A 23,005-nucleotide genomic window follows, 5' to 3' on the forward strand; every position below is an offset into this window, starting at 1 on the left:
TTTAACGAAATTTGTACCTACTCACACGTTTCACAAGGCATGATCGCCCATCGAATTTTTTCGTGACTGCCGCGTGACGACTGAAAACACGTCCCAACCGGGCCAGCCCAAGCTCAACAACCTGCCGTTCCGTCGTCTCCTGTGCGCCGCTGCACTAGCTGTTGCCAGTCTGCCGGCCTTTGCCCAGAGCGCAGCCGACGCCGAACCCGCCGCCCGTCAGGCCGTTGCCAAGGTCGAACCGACACGCAGCAAGACCGACGCCGCCGCAACCGCCACGCTGGCCGCCCTGCTGCCGCACCTGGCCGCAAGCGACACCATTCCACTGATGGACCGCTCGGCGATGTTTGCCGGCGACCTGGGCCGCCTGATTTCCGCATATGACGCCTCCAAGGGCGTGTCTGCTGCCACCGAGGCGGCACTGGCCAATGATTCCGATGGCAAGGTGCAGTCCATCCTGCGCCGTGCGATGACCCTGCTGGGCACCCCGTACCGCTGGGGTGGCAGTTCGCCGGATGCAGGCTTCGACTGCAGCGGCCTGGTGGGTTACGTCTTCCGTACCGCGCTGGGCGTGGAACTGCCGCGTGTCTCGCGAGAGATGGCCAACCAGGCCAACGCCGAACTGATCCGTGACCGCTCGGCGCTTGCCGCTGGCGACCTGGTGTTCTTTGGCCGCCGCGGCCGCGTTGACCATGTCGGCATCTATGTCGGTGAGGGTCGCTTCCTGCACGCACCCAGCACCGGCAAGGATGTCCGCACCGATACCCTGCTTACCGGGTACTGGGGCGACAAGTTCATGCAGGCACGGCGCATGGCGCTGTAAGCGCTGAGCCACCCCGCAAGCTGAAAGGCCGCGATCACTGATCGCGGCCTTTTTCATTCCCGGAACTTACGCGGATTGCACAAATGTTAATTGGCGGCAATGACTTGAGCCGCCAATTCAGGAGCTTATCGCGATTGCACCTTTCCGAACGGGGGGTATATGGTGGCGCCGGATGGAGAGGTGACCAGCATGGCAGCCGTATCCGAGTCAAGCCGACGATGTGTGATCTGGTTTGGAAAACCGGGGGAAAGAGAGAAAGTGATGCTGGCTGCGGATGGCTGGCAGATACGCGCGGTGTTGCCCCAGCAGTCCGCCGACATTGGCATGCGCGGCGGCGACACGGTGGTTGGCCTGATCGACTTCCGCACCAGTTCGGAGAGCGAACTGGAGCGTATCGGCAGGTTCACCGCCGAGCACCAGCATATGCCGCTGTTTGCCATCACCCCGGCGATCTCGACCGCCCCCCTGCCCTGCCATCCTCTGCTGGCCGCCTGCCGCCAACAGTTCCCGCACCCACCTGACCTCAACGGCCTGCTACGCGAGCTGCAGGCGCTGGATGCCGTCCCTTCACCGGCCGCCAGCGAGGTGCTGCAGACCCTGCTGGGGCAAAGCGACGTGATGCTGAACATGCGCGCGACGCTGCGCAAGTACGCCCCGGTGGACCTGCCGGTGTTGATCACCGGCGAGACCGGCACCGGCAAGGAGGTTGCCGCGCACGCCCTGCACCAGCTTTCGACCCGCGCGGACAGGCCCTTCCAGGCCATCAACTGCGGCGCGATTCCTTCCACCCTTGTGCAATCGGAGCTGTTTGGCCACGAGCGTGGGGCTTTCACCGGTGCCACCAGCCGCCGCCAGGGCCTGTTTGAAACCGCACACACCGGCACGGTCTTTCTCGATGAAGTGGGCGACCTGCCGCTGGATGCACAGACCAGCCTGCTGCGGGTACTGCAGGAAGGCACCATCGAACGCGTGGGCAGCAACCAGGCATTGCGGGTGAACGTGCGCATCCTGGCGGCCACCCACGTGGACCTGGAACAGGCGGTGGAACAAGGCCGCTTCCGTCGCGACCTGTATTACCGCCTCAACGTGCTGCGCCTGTCGATGCCGCCACTGCGCAAGCGCGGTGGTGATGTCGATCTGCTGGCACATCACTTCCTGCGCAGTTTCCGCGGGCACCACCAGATCCGCGCACGCGGCTACAGCAGTGCCGCCAGGCAGGCCATGGAACGCTTCAACTGGCCCGGCAACGTGCGCGAACTGCTCAACCGGGTGCAACGCGCTGCCATCACAGCCGAAGGCGAGCTGATCAGCTGCGCCGATCTTGAGCTGAGCCCCGCCGGCACAGCCCTGGAGGGTAGCCAGCTGGACAGCGCACGCATCCACGCCGAGCGCGAAACCCTGCTGTCCTGCCTGCAGCAGAGCCAATTCAACGTCAGCGCCTGTGCCCGACTGATGCGGGTATCACGGGTGACCATCTACCGGCTTTGCCGCAAGCACCAGCTGACCCTGGACAGCCTGCGCTGAAGCCATTGCATACCAGCGTGCTGCTGCACGTCACAGCATGTACGGCACCTTGAACGCCAGGCTGAAGTCTGGCGCATCAGGAGTAAGCCCGACGCCCAGCATGCTGACGAAGGTCGCCTTGGATGTCAGCGCGTAGGTAACCCCCAGGTTCAAGGTGCCCGCGTTGGCATCACTGCCGATCATCTTCACCCACTTCCCCCCCTTGTAGCGGGTGGAAGCGCGCGCGCTGAGTTTGTCGCTGAAGGAAATGCTCAGGCTGGTGCGTTCGTTGAAGGCAAAGGCAATGCCTGCGCCAAAGTAGAACGACTTGCCCAACCTGACGTCCCCCGGATTGACCGTATCGGGATTGGAATCAAGGTCGTCAAAGCTGCGCGCGAAGGAATGGATGTAGCCGACATTGGCGAACAGGATGGCCGGGTCTGCAGTCTTGACCGCCGACAAGCCAACGTTGGCCTGCCATACCCCGTTGCCGGTGGGCTGTTCCGCGGGCACCGCGAAACGGATGAAATCATCATCGTCGCGCTCGATGATCTTCCAATCCATGCCATAGGGCTCGCGCCCGGTTGGCGCGGTGATGCCACCGGTCAACACCGTCTCCGGGCGCCAGCCGCGTTCGCCGAACAACTTGTAGTTGGCACTGACGGTGACATCGCCAATGCCGGTACCGTTGGTTTCTTCCTGTGCGATGGCTGCCGCCGAACCACCGGCGCCGCCTTTCTGGTAGATCGTCTTGCGCGCGATGTAAGGTACGTCCAGATTCAGGGTCAACCGTGGATTGACGCCCCAGCGCGCGGCAAAGTTGTAAGTCAGCGAATCGGATTCGACGTTCTCGATGGCGATGTTGCCCAGGAAGATCGCATCCAGCGCCAGGAAGCCGTTGAGGGTGAGTTGCTTGCGGTCGTAGCGCGCGTAGGTGAGGCTGTTTTCCAACGTCAAACGGCGATTGAACAAGGCCGATTGCTGCTGTTTGGCATCATCCACGCTGCGCCGGACGGCCTCCTTGGCCTGCTGGGCCTCGGCTGCGGAGCTGGCATAACCTTCACCACCAGAAGCCGCCGTTTGTTGCGCCGGTGGTGCGGGCACTTCCGCTGCGGCATTTGCCGCTGCCGCCTGTGCCTGTGCCTGTGCTGTCGCTGGCAAGGGCTGCGCCGTCTTGCCACTGACCCGTGCCTGGATTGCCTGCACCTGCATGTCCAGCTCGCGCAGGCGCCTGACTTCCTGCGCATAGCTGGCCTTCAATGCCTCCAACTGCGCCACCAACGCCTTTACGTCTTCATCGCTGGGCGTGCCGCCCGCCGCGTCCTGTGCCGCAACCGCAGGCGAAACCACAGCCAGCCCCACCAGCGCCGCCATCGCCAGTCTGTTCATTGTCTCGATCCTCTGCATGATGTTCACCACCGGCACTGACCGGCCCGGCCTCATTGCCAGCCAATCCCGCCAATCCCCCGATTGAGCGTGATGGCCTGTGCCACGTTCTGCGACAACGGCAGGTTGCCGACCAGCGACTGCTTCACCAGGTCGATCTGCACCAGGTTCTGCGCCACCTGGCCGTCGCCCAGCAGTTGGATGCTCTGCCCCATGGCGCCATTGCGCAGCCACTGCTGCACCGCACCCTGGCCTTGGACCTGCAGTTGCAACCGCGCCGAGCTGCCGTCGAAGCTTGCGACCGCACTGGCTGCCCCCTGCTGCGCACTGCTGTTGCCGGCCACCCCGCCCTGCGATGGCACCACGCCATCATTGCGGACATTCAGTTGCAGCACGTTGCTGGCGCGATTGCCATCACCTGCGATCTGCACGCTCTGGCTGAGCCCGGCCACATTGTCCAGGCCCGCGCCATTGATGCTGCGCCCACTGACATCGGGCAGCGGCGCATTGGCGGCGGTTACGGTGACGCTGGGGGTAAAACTCACCTTGGGTGAGCCGCCGTTGCGGAAATCCATGCCAATCTGCAGCGCACCCTGCAGGCTCTGGCCATTGGCCGCCTGCCAGGTGGAAATCATGGTCACGCCGAACCAGGCCACTTCATTGCCACCCACGGTGTAACGACCCCGCATCTGACCCAGCTCTTCGTCAGGGATCTCGTGCAGGCCATTGCCCGGTGACGTTGCGGCGTCTTCAGCATGGGCGGGCAGCGCAAGCGCCATTGCCATGGCCAATACTGCGGGGGGGACGTAGTTCATTGCTGACTCCTTCAGAACAGGTCGGCATGGGTGAAGCCGAAGTCGACCAGCTCCGCATCTGTAATGGGCCCGTTGCCCTGGCGTGCTGCCAGGGCGCGAGCGCTGATTTGTTCACTGGGTTGCAGCAGCACGGTGTTGCGGTCGAAGTCGCTGCCTATCACCACGAATACCGCGCGCGAGGGCCAGGCATCGAGGAAATCACGCAACGGGATCACGCGATTGCCGAGGATGGGATCACCCAGCTCAACCCGGCCGTCACGCACCTGCTTGAGCACCACGAAGTGACGGAAACCGCGCACATCCATCAGCACCAGCCCCGGCACGCGCAGGCCCTTCAATCTGTCCTCGTCAATGCGGTAGCCGCGCCCGCGCATGCCCAGCGACTCGACGTAGCGTTTGATGTCCAACAGCGAGAAACCGCGCTGGCGGACCAGCTCGGGATCGGCGACGCCCATCATTCCTTCAATCACCGTCGCCTCGTCGGTGTTCAGGTGATAGGCGTGCTTGAGAATGGTGGCCAATGCGGCCGCGCCACAGCTGTAGTCGGTCTGCTGCCGCACCAGGTTGCGGAAACGACGTTCCTTGATGCTCTCCACCTGCCCGCTGTACAACGCGCCATTGGGCAGCACGCTGCTGAATGCCACGTCACCGGCCGTTGCCTTGACCGGCAGCAATGCGAGTACACAGGTGATCAGTAGCAGGCGGCATAGCATTGGGCGCGTACTCCGGTGAATCCGCAGGTGGGAGCCCCGGCTCCACGGGGGAGGGGAACCGGGACTCCCGGAACACCCGGCCATTGGCGGATGGCCGGGTCTTGCTCAGCACGATGTTGCTTCCTCAGGCAGCAACAACTGCCTTACGGAGTGGGCTCACCACCGCCACCACCACCGCCGGTGGACGGCTGCGCAACCGCCAATGCCAGGCTGTTGGCCTGCAGGTTGCCGGTGCCCGAGGACACGTTGACACCGATGTTGCCGGAGGCGTTGGAGAACGCACTGCCCGACAGGCTGGCGGTATTGGTCGCATCAACCGCGATCCAGTCCACACTGACCACGGTGCCGCTCAGGCTGGCGGTCAGATCGGCAGTACCCATTTCCGAGAAGCTCAGGTTGCCCTTCTCGTCGGTATCCCATGCCATGCCACCCACGCCCGGACGGTTGGGGTTGGCCACCGCCCCCTGGGTCTGGTTGTCCCAGTCGGTGTGGCCGGTCTGGTTGCCACCGGTATGTGTGTTGCCGGTCCAGTTGTCCGGATAGAAGTTGGTCTTCTGGTAGGAGTTGCCGGTACCCGCGTACTGGCCCGTGCCGCTACCCTGCGTCGTGCCAGTCACCTTGCCGCCCAGGTTCACGTTGATGCTGCTGACCATGCGGTCGTAGTAGCCGTTGTTGCTGACCTTGTTGCCTGAAGACACCTGGTTGGAGCTGATGCTCGAGGTGGCATAGGCACTGGTCGCCACCGAGGCCGCCAACGCGTTCTTCTGCTCGTTGTTGTTGCCCGAGGTAACGTTGACACCGATATTGCCTGACGCACCGGAGAACGCGTTGCCACCGATGGCGGCAGCGTTGGTCACGCCGTGGTTCATCGTGGTGTTGTTCATGCCGCTCTGGTTGACGAACACTTCCGCATCGGCCATGCCGAAGCTGAAGGATGCATCCGCCGCCGACAGTGCCGCGGCATTGTCCTGGGCGTTGTTGTCACCGGCTGCCACGTTGAAGCCCAGGTTGCCCGATGCATTGGAACCGACGTCATCAGCGATCGATGCATCGTTGCTGAGCAGACCGTTGTGGGCGGTATTACCCGAAACGGACTGGCGGTTGTCGATAATGGCAATCGCCGCCGAGTCCAGGTCGATGTTGCCGGTGATGGTCGGGTCGCCGGAGAAGTTGACGTCCGAAGACAGGTTCATCGCCTTCTTGAAGCTCACGTCGACAGCGTGATTGTTCTTTTCCTTGCGCTCATCCGAGCTGACATTCGAGGTCTTCTGGATGTTTTCATACACCTCGTTGGACGAGCTGCGGGTCGTCTCGGTGTTGCTGCGCGTATCGCTGTAGCGCAACGTGGCCGCTGCATCCAACTTCAGGTCAACATCGGTATCGATATTGGTGTTGACGTTGGTGTTGGTGTTGGTCGTCGTATTGGTGTTCGTGTTGGTATTGGTATTGGTGCGCGTCTCGTTCACGTTGTGCTGGTGATCGATGTTCGCACTCTTGTTCTGGTTATCCGCCGCATTGGCCGCCGCGCTGAGGGTCAGCGCGGAAACCGCCATGGCGAGTACAGTCCATTTGATCGCTTTCATGGTGCCCCTCATTCAGTCTGCTGGTGCATCGGGTGGATGGAACAGTTGTCACGGGTTGCCCTGTACGGAGATGCTCAACCTGTTCTCCGTTGCATTGCCTGATCCCGCGATTTGATTGAGTTGCAGCACGCCATCGAAACCGCGCAATGCGGATGCTTCCACGCCCACTCGTCGTGTGCCGCGTGGACCACTGATGGCAGGCTGCTCCCCCGCCGACGCAAGCGCTGCCGCCGAAGCCATGGCCTCGTCGTTTGCCTCGCGTATGCCCTGTGCGGCCAATGCCGCGGTAACGGAGTTCAGCTCCGTGTTGCCGCCACCACTGGCCTGATTGATTGATGCGATGCCGCTGGCACCGGCCAGCGCATTGCCGCCGATCGTGGCCGTGGCCAGGGTCGGGATATTGAAGAGGTCGCCTTGCTGCCGTTGTGCGGCGCTTACCTGCGCGCTGGCCCCGCTGCCACTGGCCATGCTGTGCAGATTGGCCTGCAGGTTCATGTCACCGGCAGCCTGGTTGAGCTTGATCGAGCCATTGCTGCCCGCCAATGCACCGCCATCCAAGCGGCTGTCGGCCGACAGGTAGGACAGCATTCCGGCATAGCCTTCAGCAGCCGACTGCGCATGCGCGGCGAACATGCAAAGACCAGACGACAGCAACAGGCCGGCGGCGGCTTGGAAGCGGCTCATTTGCCACCTGCCCCGGCTGGCTGCGACAACGGGAACTGGGCCAGCGCACCGCGCACCTGGTCACCGATACCCCGTGTGGCCCCACCCACCGCGCCCATCGGGCCACCTATGGCGCGAGAGAGTTGTGCGCCTGACAGTGCACCACCATCCCCGGTCACCCGCCCCATGGTGCCGCCCACGACACCTTGGGTAACCCGTTCCACGGTGGTCTGGCCGTGGCCGGAACCGGCCAGCCCGCCCAGACCGGAATCCATGCCGGCGTAGTCGTCGTCACTCAGCTCATCCATGCCAACCCCAAGGGCGGCACCGAGTTCCTTGCGCGGCGAAGGGTCGGCAATCAAGGCCATGCCTGGCGGTTGCATCCGATAGGCCGGCCGCGCGGAGACATCGCGCAGCAGAACGATTTCACCCGGCTGGGGTTTTACCCCCTGCCGCGCCCCCGAAGCCTGCACCTGGCCAGCCAGTGTGCAGGTAATCAGCAGCCCCGCCAGGGCGTAGATCCGATGAAGAGTCCAGCTGTCCATTGCTCCGTCCACTCGTGCCAACGCGTGATACAGGAGCAGCAACCGTGCCAGCTATATTTTTCACGTAAAAACAAATAGATAGCAATAAACCCAAGATGAGCCAGTTGTATCCATGTAACAACTGAACACGTAGCCCCTGCCATTACCGCTTCGCCATACGCCTGCGACACGGCGCATCCGGGCTGCATCTTCGCCGGGTGTAGCAGGGGTGATACAGGGGCCTGTTACAGCCTGCTACAGGCAAGAAAAAGGCCGGCTTGAGCCGGCCTTTCAACGTCGCGACCAGGGCACTCAGCCCAATCGGTCACCGCCTCCCATGGCCGGTGTACCGGCTGCGTCGTAGACCTGCTGGTCAAGCAGGCCGGTCTCCTTGGCCACGATCACCGGCACCACCATCTGCCCGGTGACATTGGTCATGGTGCGCATCATGTCGAGGATGCGGTCGATGGCGTACAGGTAGCCGATTGCCTCCAGCGGCAGGTTGGCGGCGCTCAGCACCACCGTGGCCATCACCACGGCCGTGCCCGGCACGCCCGCCGTGCCGAAGCTGCCCAGCACCGAAGCGATCAACACGATCACGTACTGTTCCGGCGTCAACGGCACGCCGGTGTATTGGGCGATGAACACCGCGCACAGCGCCGGGTAGATCGCACCGCAACCGTCCATCTTGATGCTGGCGCCCAGCGGCACCGCGAACGAGGCGTAGTCCTTGTTGACGCCGAGGTTGTCGCTGATCGAACGCATCGCCACCGGCATCGCCGCGAAACTCGACGAGGCCACGAACGCCACCTGCATGCCCGGCGCCGCACCACGGAAGAACTTCCACGGGTTCAGGCCATGGGCCAGCAACAGGCCGCTGTAGACGATGACGATGTGCAGCGCACAGGCCACGTACAGCGCCAGCACGAAGTTGCCCAGCGGCAGCAGCTTGTCGAACCCGTAGCTGCCGACCAGGCCGGCGATCAGGCCGAAGGTACCCAGCGGGGTCATCTCCAGCACGAAGCGGGTGACCTGGATCATGATCTCGCTCATCTGCCCGACCAGCTTGCGCGCCTCGTTGACCTTCTCGCCCAGCTTGACCATCGCAAAGCCAAGCAGGCCGGCAAAGAAGATCACCGGCAGGATCGAGCCACGTCCGGCCGCCAGCACCTGCTCACCGGCCGCATTGGCCTTGGTGCCGATACCGGCCAGCGCGTAGAACACATTGGACGGCACCACATCCATCAGCACCTTGGCGATGGAAGGCACATCGCGCGGCGTGTAGGTCGAATCCACCGCCAACTTCAGGCCACCGGTACCGGGTTGCATCACCGTACCCACCAGCAGACCGATGCCCACCGCGAATGCGGCAGTGATGACGAACCACAGGAAGGTGCGGCCACTGAGCGCTGCCACCGACTTCTGCCCATGCAGCGAGCCGATGGCGTTGATCACCGCGAAGAACACCAGCGGCACCGCGATCATCTTGATCAGGGTGACGTAGAGCTCGCCCAGCGGGCCAAAGAAGGTCTCAGCCGCCGGTCCCAGCGCCCAGCCGGCCAGCGCGCCGAGCACGAAGCCGCCGACCACCCGCTGCCAGAAGGGGATCCGCAGCCAGGCAGAAACCACATTCATATCGTCAATCCGGAGAACAAATCGAAGGTTGCCACGATAACGCAAGGCCCCCGCCAGCACGATGCCCACACAGAAAAGCTGCGTGTCATATGCATGCCTTCCACGCTTGACCATAATGGCGGCCTGCCTTCATCCAGCGGTAACAACCACGATGCACAAAGCCAGTTTCCTGTCCGCCGCCCTGTCCACCCTGTTGCTGGGCGCCTGTGCCAGCACCGGCACCCAGTCCGGCCCGGCCAACGCGGTCAGCGTTGACGTCCCCCAGATCACCCGTCCGGACGGTGAAACCCCGCAGTGGTGGTACCGCGATGGCGCCGCCCGTGCCGCCGGCAATGGCGCCATGGCCGGCAAGGCCAAGAACGTGATCCTGTTCCTGGGCGATGGCATGAGCCTGACCACCGTGGCCGCCGCGCGCATCCTGGAAGGCCAGCGCAAGGGCCAGCCGGGTGAAGAGAACCTGCTGTCCTGGGAGCGCTTCCCGGCCACTGCGTTCAGCAAGACCTATAACACCGACTCGCAGACCCCCGACTCGGCCGGCACCATGACCGCCATCACCACCGGCGTGAAGAGCCACATGGGCGCAATCGGGGTCAGCGCCGGCAGCCGCAGCAACTGTGCCGACAGCCTGCCCAAGGGCCTGCTGACCTGGCTGCAGCTGGCCGACAGCGCCGGGATGGCCACCGGCATCGTCTCCACCGCGCGCCTGACCCATGCCACCCCGGCGGCAACCTACGCACACTCGCCCGAGCGCAACTGGGAGAACGACACCGACCTGCCGGAAGCCGCCAAGGCCGCCGGCTGCGTGGACATCGCCCAGCAGCTGATCTCCACCTCGCGTTACGGCCAAGGCCCGTTGGTCGCGCTGGGCGGCGGCCGCGGCCAGTTCACCACCATCAACGAGCAGGACCCCGAGTACGCCGACAAGGTTGGCCTGCGCCTGGATGGCCGCAACCTGGTCGCAGAGTGGCAGGCCAAGCACCCGCAGGGCGCCTATGTCTGGAACGCCGACCAGCTCAAGGCCGCCGCCAACGCCCCGGCCCTGCTCGGCCTGTTCGAACCGGACCACATGCAGTACGAGCAGGACCGTGCCAAGGACCCGGCTGGCGAGCCGTCGCTGGCCGAGCTGACCCGCGCCGCCATCGCCAACCTGTCCAAGCACCAGGAAGGCTTTGTGCTGATGGTCGAAGGCGCCCGCATCGACCATGCCAACCACAGCGGCAATGCGGCCCGCGCACTGGGCGACACCATCGCCATGTCGGATGCGGTCAAGGCCGCCGTGGACGCGACCTCGGCCGAAGACACCTTGATCATCGTCACCGCCGACCACTCGCACACCCTCAACTTCGTCGGCTACCCGGCGCGCGGCAATGCCATCCTCGGCAAGGTCAAGGACAAGGGTGGCGAAGACGGCATGGGCGCACTGGACCTGGCCCGCGATGGCATGGGCATGCCCTACACCACCCTGAGCTACGCCAATGGCCCGGGCTATACCGGCGCCAGCAACCAGCAGCCAGCCGGCCCGAAGCGCTTCCCGCACGCGCCGAGCAGCTTCGAGGCCGCCAACGGCCGTCCCGACCTGACCCATGTCGACACCGAGCACCCGGACTACATGCAGGAGGCGCTGGTGCCGTCCAAGAGCGAATCGCATGGCGGCGAAGACGTCGGCATCTGGGCACGCGGCCCGGGCAGCAAGGCAGTGCGTGGCACGATGGAACAGAACACCATCTACCACCTGATCGTGCAGTCCACCCCGCGCCTGCGTGAGCGCCTGTGTGCGCTGGGCACCTGCGATGCACACGGCGTACCGGTCGAACTGCCGCAACCGGTCAAGTTCGAGCGCAGGGCGCAGTGAGCCGAGCACGGCAGCTTGCCCGCGGCCCAGTGACAGCCCTGCTGTCATTGGGCCTGCTGCCGGCAGTGGGCTACGCCGCCGAGCCGTGTTACCGGCTGGACACCTCGGTATTCGAGGTACTGCGGGGCTGCCAACAGGACGATGCCGGCAGGCTGGAGATTTCCGCCAGCGCACTCGCCAGCCTGCACTACGACGCCGATGGGCTGGCCGCCCTGCTGGCCGGCAAACAGCATTACTACCTGCGTGCCGATGGCCGCCAGTTGGCGGTGATCACCTATGACAACGGCCCGGACTACTTCGAACAGGGCCTGACCCGCGCCCGTGTCGACGGCCAGATCGGCTACTACGACACGCAACTGCAGCCGGCATTCGCCTCCCGTTTCGACTGGGGCTGGCCGTTCCAGGACGGCGTCGCCGAGGTCTGCCAGGGTTGCCGCCCCGGCAAGCCCGATGCCGATGGGCATACCTCGATCGTCGGCGGCAAGCATTACCGCATCGATCGCCAGGGCAACCGCCTACCCAAGCCAACCCCGTAAGGGCGGCGTAAGCCGCGAGGCTGACAACAACACAGCGCCCAGCCCGCCATCTATCCGAAGATGCGCCGGCTTCGCGGCTTACACCGCTCGCACTGATCGCGAACCGGCAATTGCAGCATTGCCCCTCGCCCCCGATACTCGGCGCGGCCATGACCGCGCTTTCCCCAACCCTGCTGCAAGCCGCAACCGATCACCCGGTGATGGTGGGCTTCAGCGGTGGGCTGGACTCCAGCGTGCTGCTGCACCTGCTTGCCAATGCCCCCGGCCGCCAACAGGGCAGCGTGCGCGCACTCCATGTGCACCATGGCCTGCAAAGCGCTGCCGATCACTGGCAACAGCACTGCGCCGCCGTGTGCGCGCAATGGAACATCCCGCTGCAGATCGTCCCTGTCCAGGTTGCCCGCGATGCTGGCCACGGACTGGAAGCGGCCGCGCGCGATGCCCGCCATGCCGCCTTCAAGGCCAACCTGCGGCAAGGCGAATGGCTGGCCCTGGCCCACCATCAGGACGACCAGGCCGAGACCTTCCTGCTGCGTGCGCTGCGAGGCGCCGGTGTCGAGGGGCTGGCGGCCATGCAGGAACTGCGCGCGTTCGAACCCGGCATGCTCTGGCGCCCACTGCTGCATCTGCCACGTGTCGCCCTGGAACAATACGCAGCGCAGCAGCAACTGCGCTGGATCGACGACCCCAGCAACGACAGCGCCGATTTTGATCGCAATTTCCTGCGCCTGCAGGTGCTGCCACTGCTGCGCCAGCGCTGGCCGCATGCCAGTGCCGCGATGGCGCGCAGCGCAGGGTTGGCGGCCCAGGCGGCAGGACTGCTGGGCGATGCCGATGACACCCTGCTGCACGAGTGCAGCAGTGCCGACGGCGCGCTGCAGGTGCTGGCACTCAAGCAACTTGCGCCCGCCCAGCAGGCACGCGTACTGCGCCGTTGGGCCCAACACCAGCAACTACCGCCACTACCCGGCAACGGCGTACAGGCCATCGCGCAACAACTGCTGACGGCCGGGCACGACCAGCAGGCCGAATTCCGCTGGCAACAGGCGCGCATCGTGCGCTGGCGCGGGCAACTGCATGCAGTGCCGCCGACAACGCCCTGGCCCCCTGGCTGGCAGCGCGCATGGGATGGCAAGGCGCCGGTAACCCTGCCCGATGGCGGGCGGCTGTGGCTGCAAGGTGCCGACGGCTTCGACCGGCCACTACAGCTACGCCAGCGCCAGGGCGGTGAACGCATCCAGTTGCCAGGGCGCAGCCATCACCACCAGCTCAAACATTGCCTGCAGCAATCGGACATCGCGCCGTGGCTGCGTCCGCAGCTGCCGCTGCTGTGCGACGGCGAGCGCGTGCTTGCCGCCGCTGACCGCATCCTCTCCGCCGCCCTGCAGCAGTGGCTGCAGGCACACGCTGCCAGCCTGCATTGGCAACCGCCACCACCGGTGAATTGACCCTTGCCCGCTGGCCGCTCACACTTGCGCCATGGCAAAGAAGTCCCCCAATGAAGCCTCGCCGGTGGGCCAGTTCGAGCAGTCGCTCGAGGAGCTGGAACAACTGGTCGAGAAGATGGAAGCCGGCGACCTGAGTCTGGAACAGTCGCTGACCGCATACGAACGTGGCGTTGGCCTTTACCGCCAGTGCCAGCAGGCGCTCGAGCAGGCCCAGCTGCGCGTGCGTCTGGTCAGTGATCCGGCCCAGCCGGAGAAGTCCGAGCCGTTTGAAAGCACCAGCAATGACGACTGAAACCCTGCTCACCCGTTGGTTGCAACGTACCGAAGAACAGCTGCAGCATGCCCTGCCCGACCCGGAGCTGGCCCCACAGCGCCTGCACCAGGCCATGCGCTACGCGGCGCTGGGCGGTGGCAAACGCATGCGGCCGATGCTGGTTTACGCCACCGGCTATCTGTTTGGCGCCGAGGAAGCCCGCCTGGATGCGGCTGCGGTAGCGGTCGAGTTCATCCACGCCTATTCGCTGGTGCACGACGACCTGCCGGCGATGGATGACGACGACCTGCGTCGCGGCCGCCCGACCACCCACATCGCCTTTGACGAAGCCACCGCGATCCTGGCCGGTGACGCCCTGCAGACCCTGGCCTTCGAGATCCTGGCCGGCGCCTGGATGCCACCGGCATTGGCCTTGAACTGCGTGCAGACGCTGACGGGTGCCTCCGGCGCGGCCGGCATGTGCGGCGGCCAGGCGTTTGACATCGACGCCACCGGCCAGCAGCAGGCCCTGGACGAGCTCAAGCGCATGCACGCGCTGAAGACCGGTGCGTTGATCCGCGCGGCGGTCCGCATGGGTGCGCTGTGCGGCGACGCCAGCGATGCCCAGCTTGCGCAGCTGGACAGCTTTGCCGATACCCTCGGCCTGGCCTTCCAGGTGCGCGACGACATCCTGGATGTGGAAGCCAGCTCCGAGCAGCTGGGCAAGACCGCCGGCAAGGACCAGGCGCAGCACAAGTCCACTTTCCCCTCGCTGTTGGGCATGGACGGCGCCAAGGCCACGCTGGCCGAGCTGGCAACGTCGATGCAGGCGGCCCTGGTGCCGTTCGGCCAGCGCGCCGCTGCCCTGGCCGCCCTGGCCGAGCTGACGGTGCGACGCTCGCATTGATCCTGCCTACCGCAGGCGTGGCATCTGGCGGGATGCCACGGCAGCAATGCCTCCAACCACCGCTTCAGTGGACAACAAAAAAGCCCGGGAATTCCCGGGCTTTTTGTTGACAACCTGCGCGCTGATTACTTGATCAGGCGGATGGTCATCGGATAGCGGTAGGTCTCACCCTTGTTGGCGGCCAGGCCGGCAATGATGCTGAACACGATGCAGGCGATCCACGCGGCAAAGTTGATCAGCGCACCGATCAGGATGATCGTCAGGATGGTGCCGATGATGTAGACACCCAGCAGGGTCAGCTGGAAGTTCAGCGCTTCCTTGGAGTTCTCGGTCAGGAAGGCCTTTTCCGGCTTGTCCTTGTTCACCAGCCACATGATCAGCGGCACGATGAAGCCCAGGATGATGCCCGACAGGTGCACCAGCATGGCGATGGTGTTGTCGTCCGATGCCGGGGCATTGGCCGGCGGCGGCGGAGGCGTGGTGTTCTGATAGTCGCTCATTGTTTCCCCAAGTTCCTTGTAGTGGGCGTAGTAAAGCTTCGCAGCGTCCTGCCATCAGCGCAAAACAGCTGCTGCGCTAAGAATAGTCCGCTGTTTACCAAGACCACGTCAATCGTTGCCTGCCACTGTCATTGATCCGAGCAGGATGGAACCCACCGAAACATGCGAACGCGGATCCACATCCGTGCCCACTGCCTGGATCCCCGCGAACATCTGTTTCAGATTTCCTGCGATGGTGATGCCGTCCACCGGATAGGCAATCTCACCGTTCTCCACCCAGAAGCCAGCGGCACCGCGGGAATAGTCGCCGGTAACGCCATTGACCCCCTGCCCCATCAGCTCGGTGACCAGCAGCCCGGTGCCCATACCTGACAGCATGGAAGCGCGATCACCGGCATTTGCGCGCACCTGCAGGTTGTGGACGCCACCGGCATTGGCAGTGGTCTTCAAGCCCAGGCGGCGCGCCGAGTAGCTGCCCAGCACGTAGCGCTGCAGCACGCCATCGGCCACCAGCGCCGAATTGCGGGTAGCCACACCTTCGCCGTCGTAGGCACTGGAACGCAGGCCACGCTTGAGCAGCGGCAGCTCGTCGATGGCAAACCATTCCGGGAACAGCGGCGTGCCCACACTGTCCAGCAGGAAGCTGGCGCGTCGGTACAGGGCACCCCCGGATACCGCGCTGAGCAGATGACCGATCAACGAACGCGCGGTTTCGGCGGCAAACAACACCGGCACCTGGCCGGTAGGCAGCGAACGCGGCTGCAGCCGTGCCAGGGTGCGCTCGGCTGCCAGACGGCCCACGGCCTGCGGGCTGTCCAGGTCCTCACGGGCAATGGCGCTGGTATACCAGCCGTCACGCTGCATGCCGTCGCCCTGCCCGGCGATCAGCGCACAACCGATGGAATGGTGGCTGCTGCGGTCGCGGCCAATGAAGCCATGCGAGTTGGCATATACCGACAGGCTGCACGCGGTGGCTGCTGACGCACCGTCGGAGTTGCTGATGCGTGCGTCGCTTTCACGCCCGGCCGCTTCGCAGGCCAGTGCCAGGTCCAGCGCCTGCTCGGCGCTCAGCTCCCACGGGTGCCAACCGTCCAGGTCTGGAAACTGCGTGGCCATCAGCTCGGCATCGGCCAGGCCGGCGGCGGCATCGTCCTCGGTATGGCGGGCGATGGCGCAGGCCTGGGCGACGGTGGCGTCCAGGCTGGCGTCCTGCAGGTCGGCAGTGCTGGCGCTGCCCTTGCGCTGGCCGAAATACACGGTGACCGCAATACCTCGGTCATGGGTGGATTCCACCGTCTCCACCTCGCCCAGGCGCACGTTCACATCCAGCCCGCGGTCCTCGCTGCAGCTGACCTCGGCCTGGCTGGCGCCCATGGCGCGTGCCTTCTCCAGCAGCCGCTGGGAGATGTCGGCGAGCTGCTCAAGCCGCTGCAGGCTGTCGTCGCTGCCGGCTGTATGGGTGGTAATGGCGTTCAATGCTTTATCCTTGTTGGCCGAACCCCTGCACTGCTGGCCGGCCAAGCTTGGCTGGGGCCAGCGTGTGAGGAGGGATTCCTCGTGAAGCCCGGCGACTGCCCGGCTTTCCTGTCATGAAGTTTAGTAGGTAGCAGCACGATGCGCGGACGCGATCAAGAAACCGGCGAATATTTGGGCGAAAGCCGCAGCCAGAACCGGCGCGATGCGCTGGAAGTACTGGCATTGGGTGAAAAGCTGGTGGAACTGACCCCGGCCCAGCTGGCCCGCCTGCCTATCCCGGAAGGCCTGCTGGAGCACATCGAGTACACCAAGCGCATCACCTCGCACGGCGCCCGCAAGCGCCAGCTGGCCTTCCTGGCCAAGCAGATGCGCCGCGAGGAAGACGAGACGCTGGAGGCCATCCGTGATGCCCTGGATGCCAACAGCGAGACCTCGCGCCGCGAGGTGGCGATCATGCACCGCATGGAGCGCTGGCGTGAGCGCCTGCTGGCCGAGGGCGACGTCGCCCTGGGCGAGCTGCTGGACGAATACCCGCAGGCCGACCGCCAGGCGCTGCGTACGCTGGTGCGCAATGCCCTGGCCGAAAAGGCCAAGAACAAGCCACCGCGCGCCTTCCGCGAGATCTACCAGGTACTGCGCGAGCTGATGCTGGTACCGGTGTTGAATGCCACCGCACAGGTTGCCGGTGAAGACGACGACGCCGATGACGAGGAAGGCGACGACGCGCAGGATTGATCCGGGCTGAGGGGTTTTCCGCCGGTTCGGCGAAAAACGTGCCCTCATCCGCCCCCGCCCTCGCGGGGGCAGGCTCTCCGGGCACCTTCTCCCGTATACGGGAGAAGGCATTGGGTCAGTGCTGTTTGAGCGAAGTCCGGGCCAGCCCCCAATGCACGCGTTCCCTTCTCCCGTTTACAAGGTCAAGAACAGGCGTTCGCCAGCCAAAGGCTTGTAACTGTTCGTACGCCCTGCGTGCTACGCAGGGCCGGGGCGCGAAGCGAGGTGCCCGAAGGACCTGCCCCCGCCAAGGCGGGAGGCGGCTGAGGGCAGCGCTCAAAGCCCCTCAAGCCTGGGTACCACCCACCGTCAGCCCATCAATCAGCAGCGACGGCTGGCCGACGCCTACCGGCACACTCTGCCCGTCCTTGCCGCAGATGCCCACGCCCTCGTCCAGGGCCAGATCGTTGCCGATCATGCGCACCTTCTGCATGGTTTCCGGGCCATTGCCGATCAGGGTCGCGCCCTTCACCGGCGCGGTGATTTTTCCGTCCTCGATCAGGTAGGCCTCGGTCGCCGAGAACACATACTTGCCGCTGGTGATATCCACCTGGCCGCCGCCGAAGTTGACCGCATACAGGCCCTTCTTGACCGAGCGGATCATTTCCTGCGGGTCATGCCCGCCCGCACGCATGTAGGTATTGGTCATGCGCGGCATGGTCATGTGCGCGAAGGACTCGCGGCGACCATTGCCGGTCGGCTTGACCCCCATCAGGCGGGCGTTGAGCGTGTCCTGCATATAGCCGACCAGGATGCCGTCCTCGATCAGCGTGGTGCACTGGGTCGGGGTGCCTTCATCATCGATGTTCAACGAGCCACGACGGCCATCCAGGGTGCCGTCATCGACAATCGTCACCCCTGGCGAGGCCACCCGCTCACCGATGCGGCCGGTATAGACGCTGGTGCCCTTGCGGTTGAAGTCGCCTTCCAGGCCATGGCCCACCGCTTCGTGCAGCAGCACGCCGGGCCAGCCCGGCCCCAGCACCACCGGCATCACCCCGGCCGGGGCCGGAATCGCCTCCAGGTTCACCAGTGCCTGCCGCAAGGCCTCGCGGGCAAAGGCTTCCGGGCGCTCGCCGGCGAACAGCTCTTCATAGCTGTAACGGCCGCCACCGCCGGCATAACCGGATTCACGGCGGCCGTTCTGCTCGACGATGACCTGCACGTTCAGCCGTACCAGCGGCCGCACATCGACCGCCAGCACGCCATCACTGCGCGCGATCAGCACGGTATCGACGCCACCGGACAGGCTCACCATCACCTGCTGCACGCGCGGATCGGCCGCTCGCAGGTAGCGGTCCACACGCTTGAGGACCTCCACCTTGGTTTCGTTGCCCAGGCTGTCCACCGGGTCCAGCGCCGGGTACAGCGCGCGGCCACCGCCGCGTACCAGCGAGCGCACGTTCTGCGCCCCGCCCTCGCGGGAAATGGCACGCGCCGACTGCGCGGCAGCCAGCAGCGCAGCGGGCTGGATATCGTCGGAATAGGCGAAACCGGTTTTTTCACCGGCAATGGCGCGCACGCCCACGCCCTGCTCGATGGAATGGGCGCCGTCCTTGACGATACCGTCCTCCACGCTCCAGCTTTCGCGCCGCGAATGCTGGAAATACAGGTCGCCAAAGTCGATACCCGGCCCCAGCAGGGTGCCGAAGGTGCGTTCAAGGCGGTTGGCGTCCAGCCCGGCCGGCAGCAGTAGGCGGGACTCGGCAAGGGTGAGTGCGTTGTCGGTCATGACATTCCAGATGGGGGCTGGGCGGCCAGAGGCAAGCCAGCGGGCAGTTCAGGGGCTGTTGGCGGCGGCCGGGGTGACGGCAGGTGGCGGCGTGCGCGGTGTGTCGCGGTCAATCACCTCCACCTTGGGCTCCTTCCAGGGCCCAGTCACCTTATAGGTTTTGGAGCCGATTTCGCCCAGCGGCTTGCTCAATACCGCGTTGGCGGCTGCGCCCACCGCTGCGCCCACCGGGCCACCGGCCACAGCGCCCACCACCGCAAGCAGATTGCCGGAACGCGGGTTCACGTCGATGGTCTGGTCAAACTGCTGGCTGCGCATGTCGGCCTGGCCACGGATACTGATGTCCGCTGCAGGTGCCTCGATGGCGATCTTGTCAGTGCTCGCCAAACCACCGGCGAAGCGCACCGAGCCCTCCACCTGGTTGAACGCCAGGCCCTTGGAGAACAGGTCGCGGAAATCGAACAGCAGGCGGCGCGGCAGCTGCGCCACACTGAGCAGGCCCAATACCCGGCCCGCGCCCGGCTCCACTTCCAGCAGTTGGCCATTGCGCAGTTTCATGTCCAGGCCACCTTCCAGGTTGGCCAGCTTGAAGGCCATCGGCCCGCCATCCCAACCCGCCTGCAACTGCAGTTGGCCTTCGCCCCCACGTACCTGGCCACCATAGGCCAGGCGCTGCAGCAGGTCACCGAGGTCCTCGCTCTTCACATCGGCGGTCATGTGGGTGCTGGCTGCATCGCCCAGGCCGCGCCACTGGCCGTGTACGTCGATGCTCTGCCTGGGTGCGCGCACCTGCAACTGCTGTACCTGCAGGCCGTCGGCCAGCGGCTGGGTACGCAGCCGCGCCTGCCCCAGCCGCACGCTGGCGAAGGCCAGGTCTTCGACATCCAGGGCCAGCGGCGGGATGTTGGCCGGATTGATCGGTGTGGCCGGGGTGTCCGACGACTCCGCCGTCGCCGCCTTGGCGGCCTGCCAATGCAGGCGATCCAGGCTGGCAGTTACCGTGCCGCCATCGGTATTGGGCACGCGCAGGGTGCCGGCCAGCGCCGGCCCCTCCAACTGCACCGCGATGGCATCGGCGCCGGGCCGCAACTGCAGCCGCGTCTGCGGGAAGTGGCCACCGATCAACAGCAGCTCATCGGCCAGTACATCGATCTGCTTCAATGCCAGCCCACCTTCGCCCCCGCTGTCACCACCGCGGGCAAGGCCGATCCATTCCAGTGCATCCAGCGACGGCGTGCGGCCGTTGACCAGCAGGCCGTCGACAGGGGGCTCCTGGGTGACCTTGTCACTGCCCATGGTGACCTGCACGCCGGTCCTGCCAGCGCTGCTGCGTGCGGCCAACGCCATCAGTTTGCCGAACGCCACGTCGATACGGCCCGCGCCCATCGGCAACGCCGCCTGCACCGTGGTCGGCAGGCCATCGGCCGCCGGCTTGTCCAACGGTGCCGGCAACTGCAGGCGGGTACCGCGAAGGTCCGAATGCAGGGTCAACATCGTCGGCGCCGATGCCTTCACTCCCGCCGCCTCCCTGGGAAGGGTCACCCCCACCGTCCATTGCGAGCTGCCATGGATATAGGGCTTGAGCCAATCCAGCTCCGGTGCGCGATCCAGCAACTTGCCGGCATCGAGCATCGCGCCCAGCTCGGCCTCGAAAGCATTGCCGGGCTGCTGGGTGAAACCACCGGCACGCAGGGCCAGTACGCCATCGCGGTCCTGGTGACGCACCTGCAGGGCCGCTGCGTCGAAGCCATCGTCGCTGTAAACCACCTTGCCGTGTACATTGTCGAACTGCAGGTCCCAGCGTTTGTCGGCCAAATGTGCACCACGCAGCTCCACGTCGCCGCGCAGCTGGCTTGCCCCGTCTTCGTGGTGCAACGGCAACATCAGGTCGAAGTTGACCGCAGCGGGGCCGGCAACGCTGAGGTTGTCCAGGGTTTCGCCATAGCTGGCCTGCAGCGGACTCTGCCGCAGCATCGCCAGCAGATGGGCACTGTCATCAACGGTACTGGCCTGCACATGCAGTTTGGACTCGCCGAAATCAGCGATGCCTGCCTGCATGCTGGCGACCTTGACGCCCCCCAGTTCGCCGCGCCCCTTGAGCTCGAAACCATTGGCGATGAAGTCGATATCGGCGTCCACCTGGCGCATCACCGGCCAATGCGCGTTGAAGCCGATGCTGCCATTGTCAATATGGCCGCCAGCTTCAAAGCGCCCGTTGTGGCCCGTGAAAGGCCAGTCATCCAGATCGCCCACCGCCAGGCCCACACCGTTGCGCAGATGGCCATCGACCAGTGCCGCATCCAGCCAGTCCACTGCCGCCTGGCTCATGTGCGAGCGCACCCAGAAGCCCTTGGCTGCCGTCATCGGCACATCATCCAGCGCCGCGGCCAGGTTGATCCACGGGCGCGTGCCATCGCCCTGGAACCACATGCCGCCACGGACGTTGGCCGCATAGTCCTTGCCCTGCACCCGCAGTGCCGGGGTGCCTATCTGCCAACCCGCACCCTCGCGCCAGCCCACCAGTTGCCCGGACAGGTGCAGCTCGTGCAGCACGCCAAACCCGGTAGGCCAATCGAAGCGCACCAGGTGTTCAGGGGTCAGTGCCAGCGAAAACGCATCGGCATCCCCCTCGAAGTGCCCACGCAGACCACTGATACCCGGGCTGCCACCGACGGCGGCAAAACTGGCGTCCAGCAGTTCGCCGCTGGCGCGCACCGGGCCGTCACGGCTGCCGGCGATGCTGACATCGGCAAACCGCAGCGACGGCTGCGACTTGTACAGCCAGCCGCGCAGGCTGGGCTCGAGCGCGTCGCTGAGCGCCACTACCTGCAACAACGGGCCCACATCGACCTGCTTGCCCTGCAGCGCGAAGTGCTCGCCGTTGGCCAGCAGCAGGCCATCGAGCACCTGCTCGCCGCGCGGGCCGGCGATGCGCAGCCGCGGCGCGTCCAGCCGCCAGCCACCGGCAATGGCGCTCCAACGCGCGCGCAGTTCCAGCTTGTCAAAACTCGCCTGCGCGATGGTCTTGCTGCCGGCCAGCGCGGCACCGCTCAATACGACCTTGTCCAGCTCACCCTCGGCGGTGACCGCCACCACCCGCTTGTCCTGCAAGCGCACCCAGGCATGCAGCTCCCCCTGCCCTTGGCTGGCCTGCACCCCGGCCACCCGCAGCAACGGCGACCAGGCCAGCAGATCGGCCGGCTCGGCTGACAACCACGCTTGGCCATCACCGTGCCTGCGATCGAAATCGACAACGGCGGTCAACGGCGGCGCAGCGGTATCGATCCATCCCTTGGCCCCGACACGCAGACGTTCACCCTGCACACGCAGGCGCAGGTCGATGCGCGGTATGCGGGTCTGCAGGCCAATCGAAGGCGCCTGCACCTGCAACTGGCCGCCAATGACCTGCAGTTCACCCAGCCGCCGCAGGCTGTCCAGCGGGTCGCCGCCGGTCGTGGTGCTGGGCAGGCCCTGCACCGACCAGCGGCCGTCTTCACCACGCTGCAGGGTCAGCGCAAGCCCGCGCAGGCGCAGCTCGGTCAATGGCGCACCCGGCAACAGGCCCGAGTACACCGCCACCAGCACTTCAGCCTGACCGATACGCACGCCCTGGCCCTGGCCGATGCGCAGGCCATCGAGCTGCAGCAGCGGCCCACGCCGGGTCCAGCGCGCCTGCAGATGGTCGAACGCCACCGGTTGCCCGGCGCGTTCGCTCAGCCAGGCCGCCACCTTGTCCGGATGCGACTGCACCGCCGGCAACAACTGGCTCAGGGTGCCCACCAGCAAGGCCACGGCCACCAGCATGATCGCCAACGCAATCAATGCGTAGCGACGTACACGGCGCAGGCGGTGGCGCAACAGCGGAGTCATCAGCGCTGGCCGCAG

Annotated in this window: 19 protein-coding genes; 8 read left to right on the plus strand and 11 right to left on the minus strand. The window is 65.5% G+C overall.

The features are described from left to right. The first annotated feature begins 73 nt into the window (after positions 1-73). Positions 74-820, plus strand: coding sequence for a C40 family peptidase (locus tag B2527_RS00130; protein ID WP_293705355.1), 747 nt, complete (start codon positions 74-76; stop codon positions 818-820). Positions 821-1,009: 189 nt separating this feature from the next. Continuing rightward, the gene (locus B2527_RS00135; protein WP_293705356.1) at positions 1,010-2,344 is read left to right on the plus strand and encodes a sigma-54 interaction domain-containing protein; all 1,335 of its coding nucleotides are present in this window, start codon (positions 1,010-1,012) and stop codon (positions 2,342-2,344) included. A 30-nt stretch (positions 2,345-2,374) separates the two neighbouring features. On the opposite strand, the gene B2527_RS00140 is transcribed toward B2527_RS00135, so the two are convergent. The 7 genes from B2527_RS00140 to B2527_RS00170 all read right to left on the minus strand — a co-directional run bounded on the left by B2527_RS00140 (position 2,375) and on the right by B2527_RS00170 (position 9,642). Beyond that, positions 2,375-3,712 (minus strand): transporter, encoded by a 1,338-nt coding sequence (locus tag B2527_RS00140; protein ID WP_293705357.1) that lies wholly within the window; start codon positions 3,710-3,712, stop codon positions 2,375-2,377. Positions 3,713-3,762: 50 nt separating this feature from the next. Continuing rightward, positions 3,763-4,524: a hypothetical protein gene (locus tag B2527_RS00145; protein WP_293705358.1), complete on the minus strand. Its 762-nt coding sequence runs from the start codon at positions 4,522-4,524 to the stop codon at positions 3,763-3,765. 11 nt (positions 4,525-4,535) lie between these two features. Further along, positions 4,536-5,237, minus strand: a complete 702-nt coding sequence (locus B2527_RS00150) for a C39 family peptidase (RefSeq protein WP_293705359.1) — start codon at positions 5,235-5,237, stop codon at positions 4,536-4,538. Between the two features lie 143 nt (positions 5,238-5,380). Further along, a complete protein-coding gene (locus B2527_RS00155; protein WP_293705360.1) occupies positions 5,381-6,820 on the minus strand; it encodes an adhesin in 1,440 nt (479 codons plus the stop codon). 48 nt (positions 6,821-6,868) lie between these two features. Beyond that, a complete protein-coding gene (locus tag B2527_RS00160) occupies positions 6,869-7,504 on the minus strand; it encodes a hypothetical protein (protein ID WP_414716942.1) in 636 nt (211 codons plus the stop codon). Then, positions 7,501-8,028: a hypothetical protein gene (locus B2527_RS00165; protein ID WP_293705361.1), complete on the minus strand. Its 528-nt coding sequence runs from the start codon at positions 8,026-8,028 to the stop codon at positions 7,501-7,503. Before B2527_RS00165 ends, B2527_RS00160 begins: the two co-directional genes overlap by 4 nt. 291 nt (positions 8,029-8,319) lie before the next feature. Further along, entirely contained in the window at positions 8,320-9,642 is a 1,323-nt protein-coding gene (locus tag B2527_RS00170; RefSeq protein WP_293705362.1) for a dicarboxylate/amino acid:cation symporter, read from the minus strand. A gap of 151 nt (positions 9,643-9,793) precedes the next feature. Between B2527_RS00170 and B2527_RS00175 the strand changes: the two genes are divergently transcribed. From B2527_RS00175 to B2527_RS00195, 5 genes are all read left to right on the plus strand, one after another. Further along, positions 9,794-11,494 (plus strand): alkaline phosphatase, encoded by a 1,701-nt coding sequence (locus B2527_RS00175; protein ID WP_293705363.1) that lies wholly within the window; start codon positions 9,794-9,796, stop codon positions 11,492-11,494. Continuing rightward, positions 11,491-12,030: a WG repeat-containing protein gene (locus B2527_RS00180; protein ID WP_293705364.1), complete on the plus strand. Its 540-nt coding sequence runs from the start codon at positions 11,491-11,493 to the stop codon at positions 12,028-12,030. Before B2527_RS00175 ends, B2527_RS00180 begins: the two co-directional genes overlap by 4 nt. Before the next feature lie 149 nt (positions 12,031-12,179). Continuing rightward, positions 12,180-13,478 carry a tRNA lysidine(34) synthetase TilS gene (gene tilS / locus B2527_RS00185; protein WP_293705365.1) on the plus strand — a complete coding sequence of 433 codons (1,299 nt, stop codon included), beginning with the start codon at positions 12,180-12,182 and terminating at the stop codon, positions 13,476-13,478. Positions 13,479-13,509: 31 nt separating this feature from the next. Further along, the gene (locus B2527_RS00190; protein WP_293705366.1) at positions 13,510-13,770 is read left to right on the plus strand and encodes an exodeoxyribonuclease VII small subunit; all 261 of its coding nucleotides are present in this window, start codon (positions 13,510-13,512) and stop codon (positions 13,768-13,770) included. Further along, the gene (locus tag B2527_RS00195) at positions 13,760-14,638 is read left to right on the plus strand and encodes a polyprenyl synthetase family protein (RefSeq protein WP_293705367.1); all 879 of its coding nucleotides are present in this window, start codon (positions 13,760-13,762) and stop codon (positions 14,636-14,638) included. Before B2527_RS00190 ends, B2527_RS00195 begins: the two co-directional genes overlap by 11 nt. 125 nt (positions 14,639-14,763) lie before the next feature. Here B2527_RS00195 and B2527_RS00200 read toward each other — a convergent pair whose 3' ends face one another. Next, on the minus strand, positions 14,764-15,138 hold the full coding sequence (locus B2527_RS00200; RefSeq protein WP_293705368.1) for a DUF4870 domain-containing protein: 375 nt from the start codon (positions 15,136-15,138) through the stop codon (positions 14,764-14,766). Positions 15,139-15,246: 108 nt separating this feature from the next. Continuing rightward, on the minus strand, positions 15,247-16,614 hold the full coding sequence (gene pmbA / locus B2527_RS00205; protein ID WP_293705369.1) for a metalloprotease PmbA: 1,368 nt from the start codon (positions 16,612-16,614) through the stop codon (positions 15,247-15,249). A 138-nt stretch (positions 16,615-16,752) separates the two neighbouring features. On the opposite strand from pmbA, the gene yjgA reads away from it, so the two are divergent. Beyond that, positions 16,753-17,349, plus strand: coding sequence for a ribosome biogenesis factor YjgA (gene yjgA, locus B2527_RS00210; protein WP_293705370.1), 597 nt, complete (start codon positions 16,753-16,755; stop codon positions 17,347-17,349). 325 nt (positions 17,350-17,674) lie between these two features. Here yjgA and tldD read toward each other — a convergent pair whose 3' ends face one another. Next, complete coding sequence (tldD, locus tag B2527_RS00215) at positions 17,675-19,120, minus strand: metalloprotease TldD (protein WP_293705371.1); 1,446 nt, start codon at positions 19,118-19,120, stop codon at positions 17,675-17,677. A 48-nt stretch (positions 19,121-19,168) separates the two neighbouring features. Next, positions 19,169-22,990, minus strand: coding sequence for a YhdP family protein (locus tag B2527_RS00220; protein ID WP_293705372.1), 3,822 nt, complete (start codon positions 22,988-22,990; stop codon positions 19,169-19,171). Positions 22,991-23,005: the final 15 nt, after the last annotated feature.

This window comes from Stenotrophomonas sp. UBA7606, assembly GCF_002477705.1.
Taxonomy (GTDB): Bacteria; Pseudomonadota; Gammaproteobacteria; order Xanthomonadales; family Xanthomonadaceae; genus Stenotrophomonas.

Bases quoted from the DNA above. Each gene is read 5' to 3' on its own strand.
- B2527_RS00135 (WP_293705356.1), top strand. From the start codon at position 1,010: ATGGCAGCCGTATCCGAGTCAAGCCGACGATGTGTGATCTGGTTTGGA.
- B2527_RS00140 (WP_293705357.1), bottom strand. From the start codon at position 3,712: ATGAACAGACTGGCGATGGCGGCGCTGGTGGGGCTGGCTGTGGTTTCG.
- B2527_RS00145 (WP_293705358.1), bottom strand. From the start codon at position 4,524: ATGAACTACGTCCCCCCCGCAGTATTGGCCATGGCAATGGCGCTTGCG.
- B2527_RS00150 (WP_293705359.1), bottom strand. From the start codon at position 5,237: ATGCTATGCCGCCTGCTACTGATCACCTGTGTACTCGCATTGCTGCCG.
- B2527_RS00155 (WP_293705360.1), bottom strand. From the start codon at position 6,820: ATGAAAGCGATCAAATGGACTGTACTCGCCATGGCGGTTTCCGCGCTG.
- B2527_RS00160 (WP_414716942.1), bottom strand. From the start codon at position 7,504: ATGAGCCGCTTCCAAGCCGCCGCCGGCCTGTTGCTGTCGTCTGGTCTT.
- B2527_RS00165 (WP_293705361.1), bottom strand. From the start codon at position 8,028: ATGGACAGCTGGACTCTTCATCGGATCTACGCCCTGGCGGGGCTGCTG.
- B2527_RS00170 (WP_293705362.1), bottom strand. From the start codon at position 9,642: ATGAATGTGGTTTCTGCCTGGCTGCGGATCCCCTTCTGGCAGCGGGTG.
- B2527_RS00175 (WP_293705363.1), top strand. From the start codon at position 9,794: ATGCACAAAGCCAGTTTCCTGTCCGCCGCCCTGTCCACCCTGTTGCTG.
- tilS (WP_293705365.1), top strand. From the start codon at position 12,180: ATGACCGCGCTTTCCCCAACCCTGCTGCAAGCCGCAACCGATCACCCG.
- B2527_RS00190 (WP_293705366.1), top strand. From the start codon at position 13,510: ATGGCAAAGAAGTCCCCCAATGAAGCCTCGCCGGTGGGCCAGTTCGAG.
- B2527_RS00195 (WP_293705367.1), top strand. From the start codon at position 13,760: ATGACGACTGAAACCCTGCTCACCCGTTGGTTGCAACGTACCGAAGAA.
- B2527_RS00200 (WP_293705368.1), bottom strand. From the start codon at position 15,138: ATGAGCGACTATCAGAACACCACGCCTCCGCCGCCGCCGGCCAATGCC.
- yjgA (WP_293705370.1), top strand. From the start codon at position 16,753: ATGCGCGGACGCGATCAAGAAACCGGCGAATATTTGGGCGAAAGCCGC.
- tldD (WP_293705371.1), bottom strand. From the start codon at position 19,120: ATGACCGACAACGCACTCACCCTTGCCGAGTCCCGCCTACTGCTGCCG.
- B2527_RS00220 (WP_293705372.1), bottom strand. From the start codon at position 22,990: ATGACTCCGCTGTTGCGCCACCGCCTGCGCCGTGTACGTCGCTACGCA.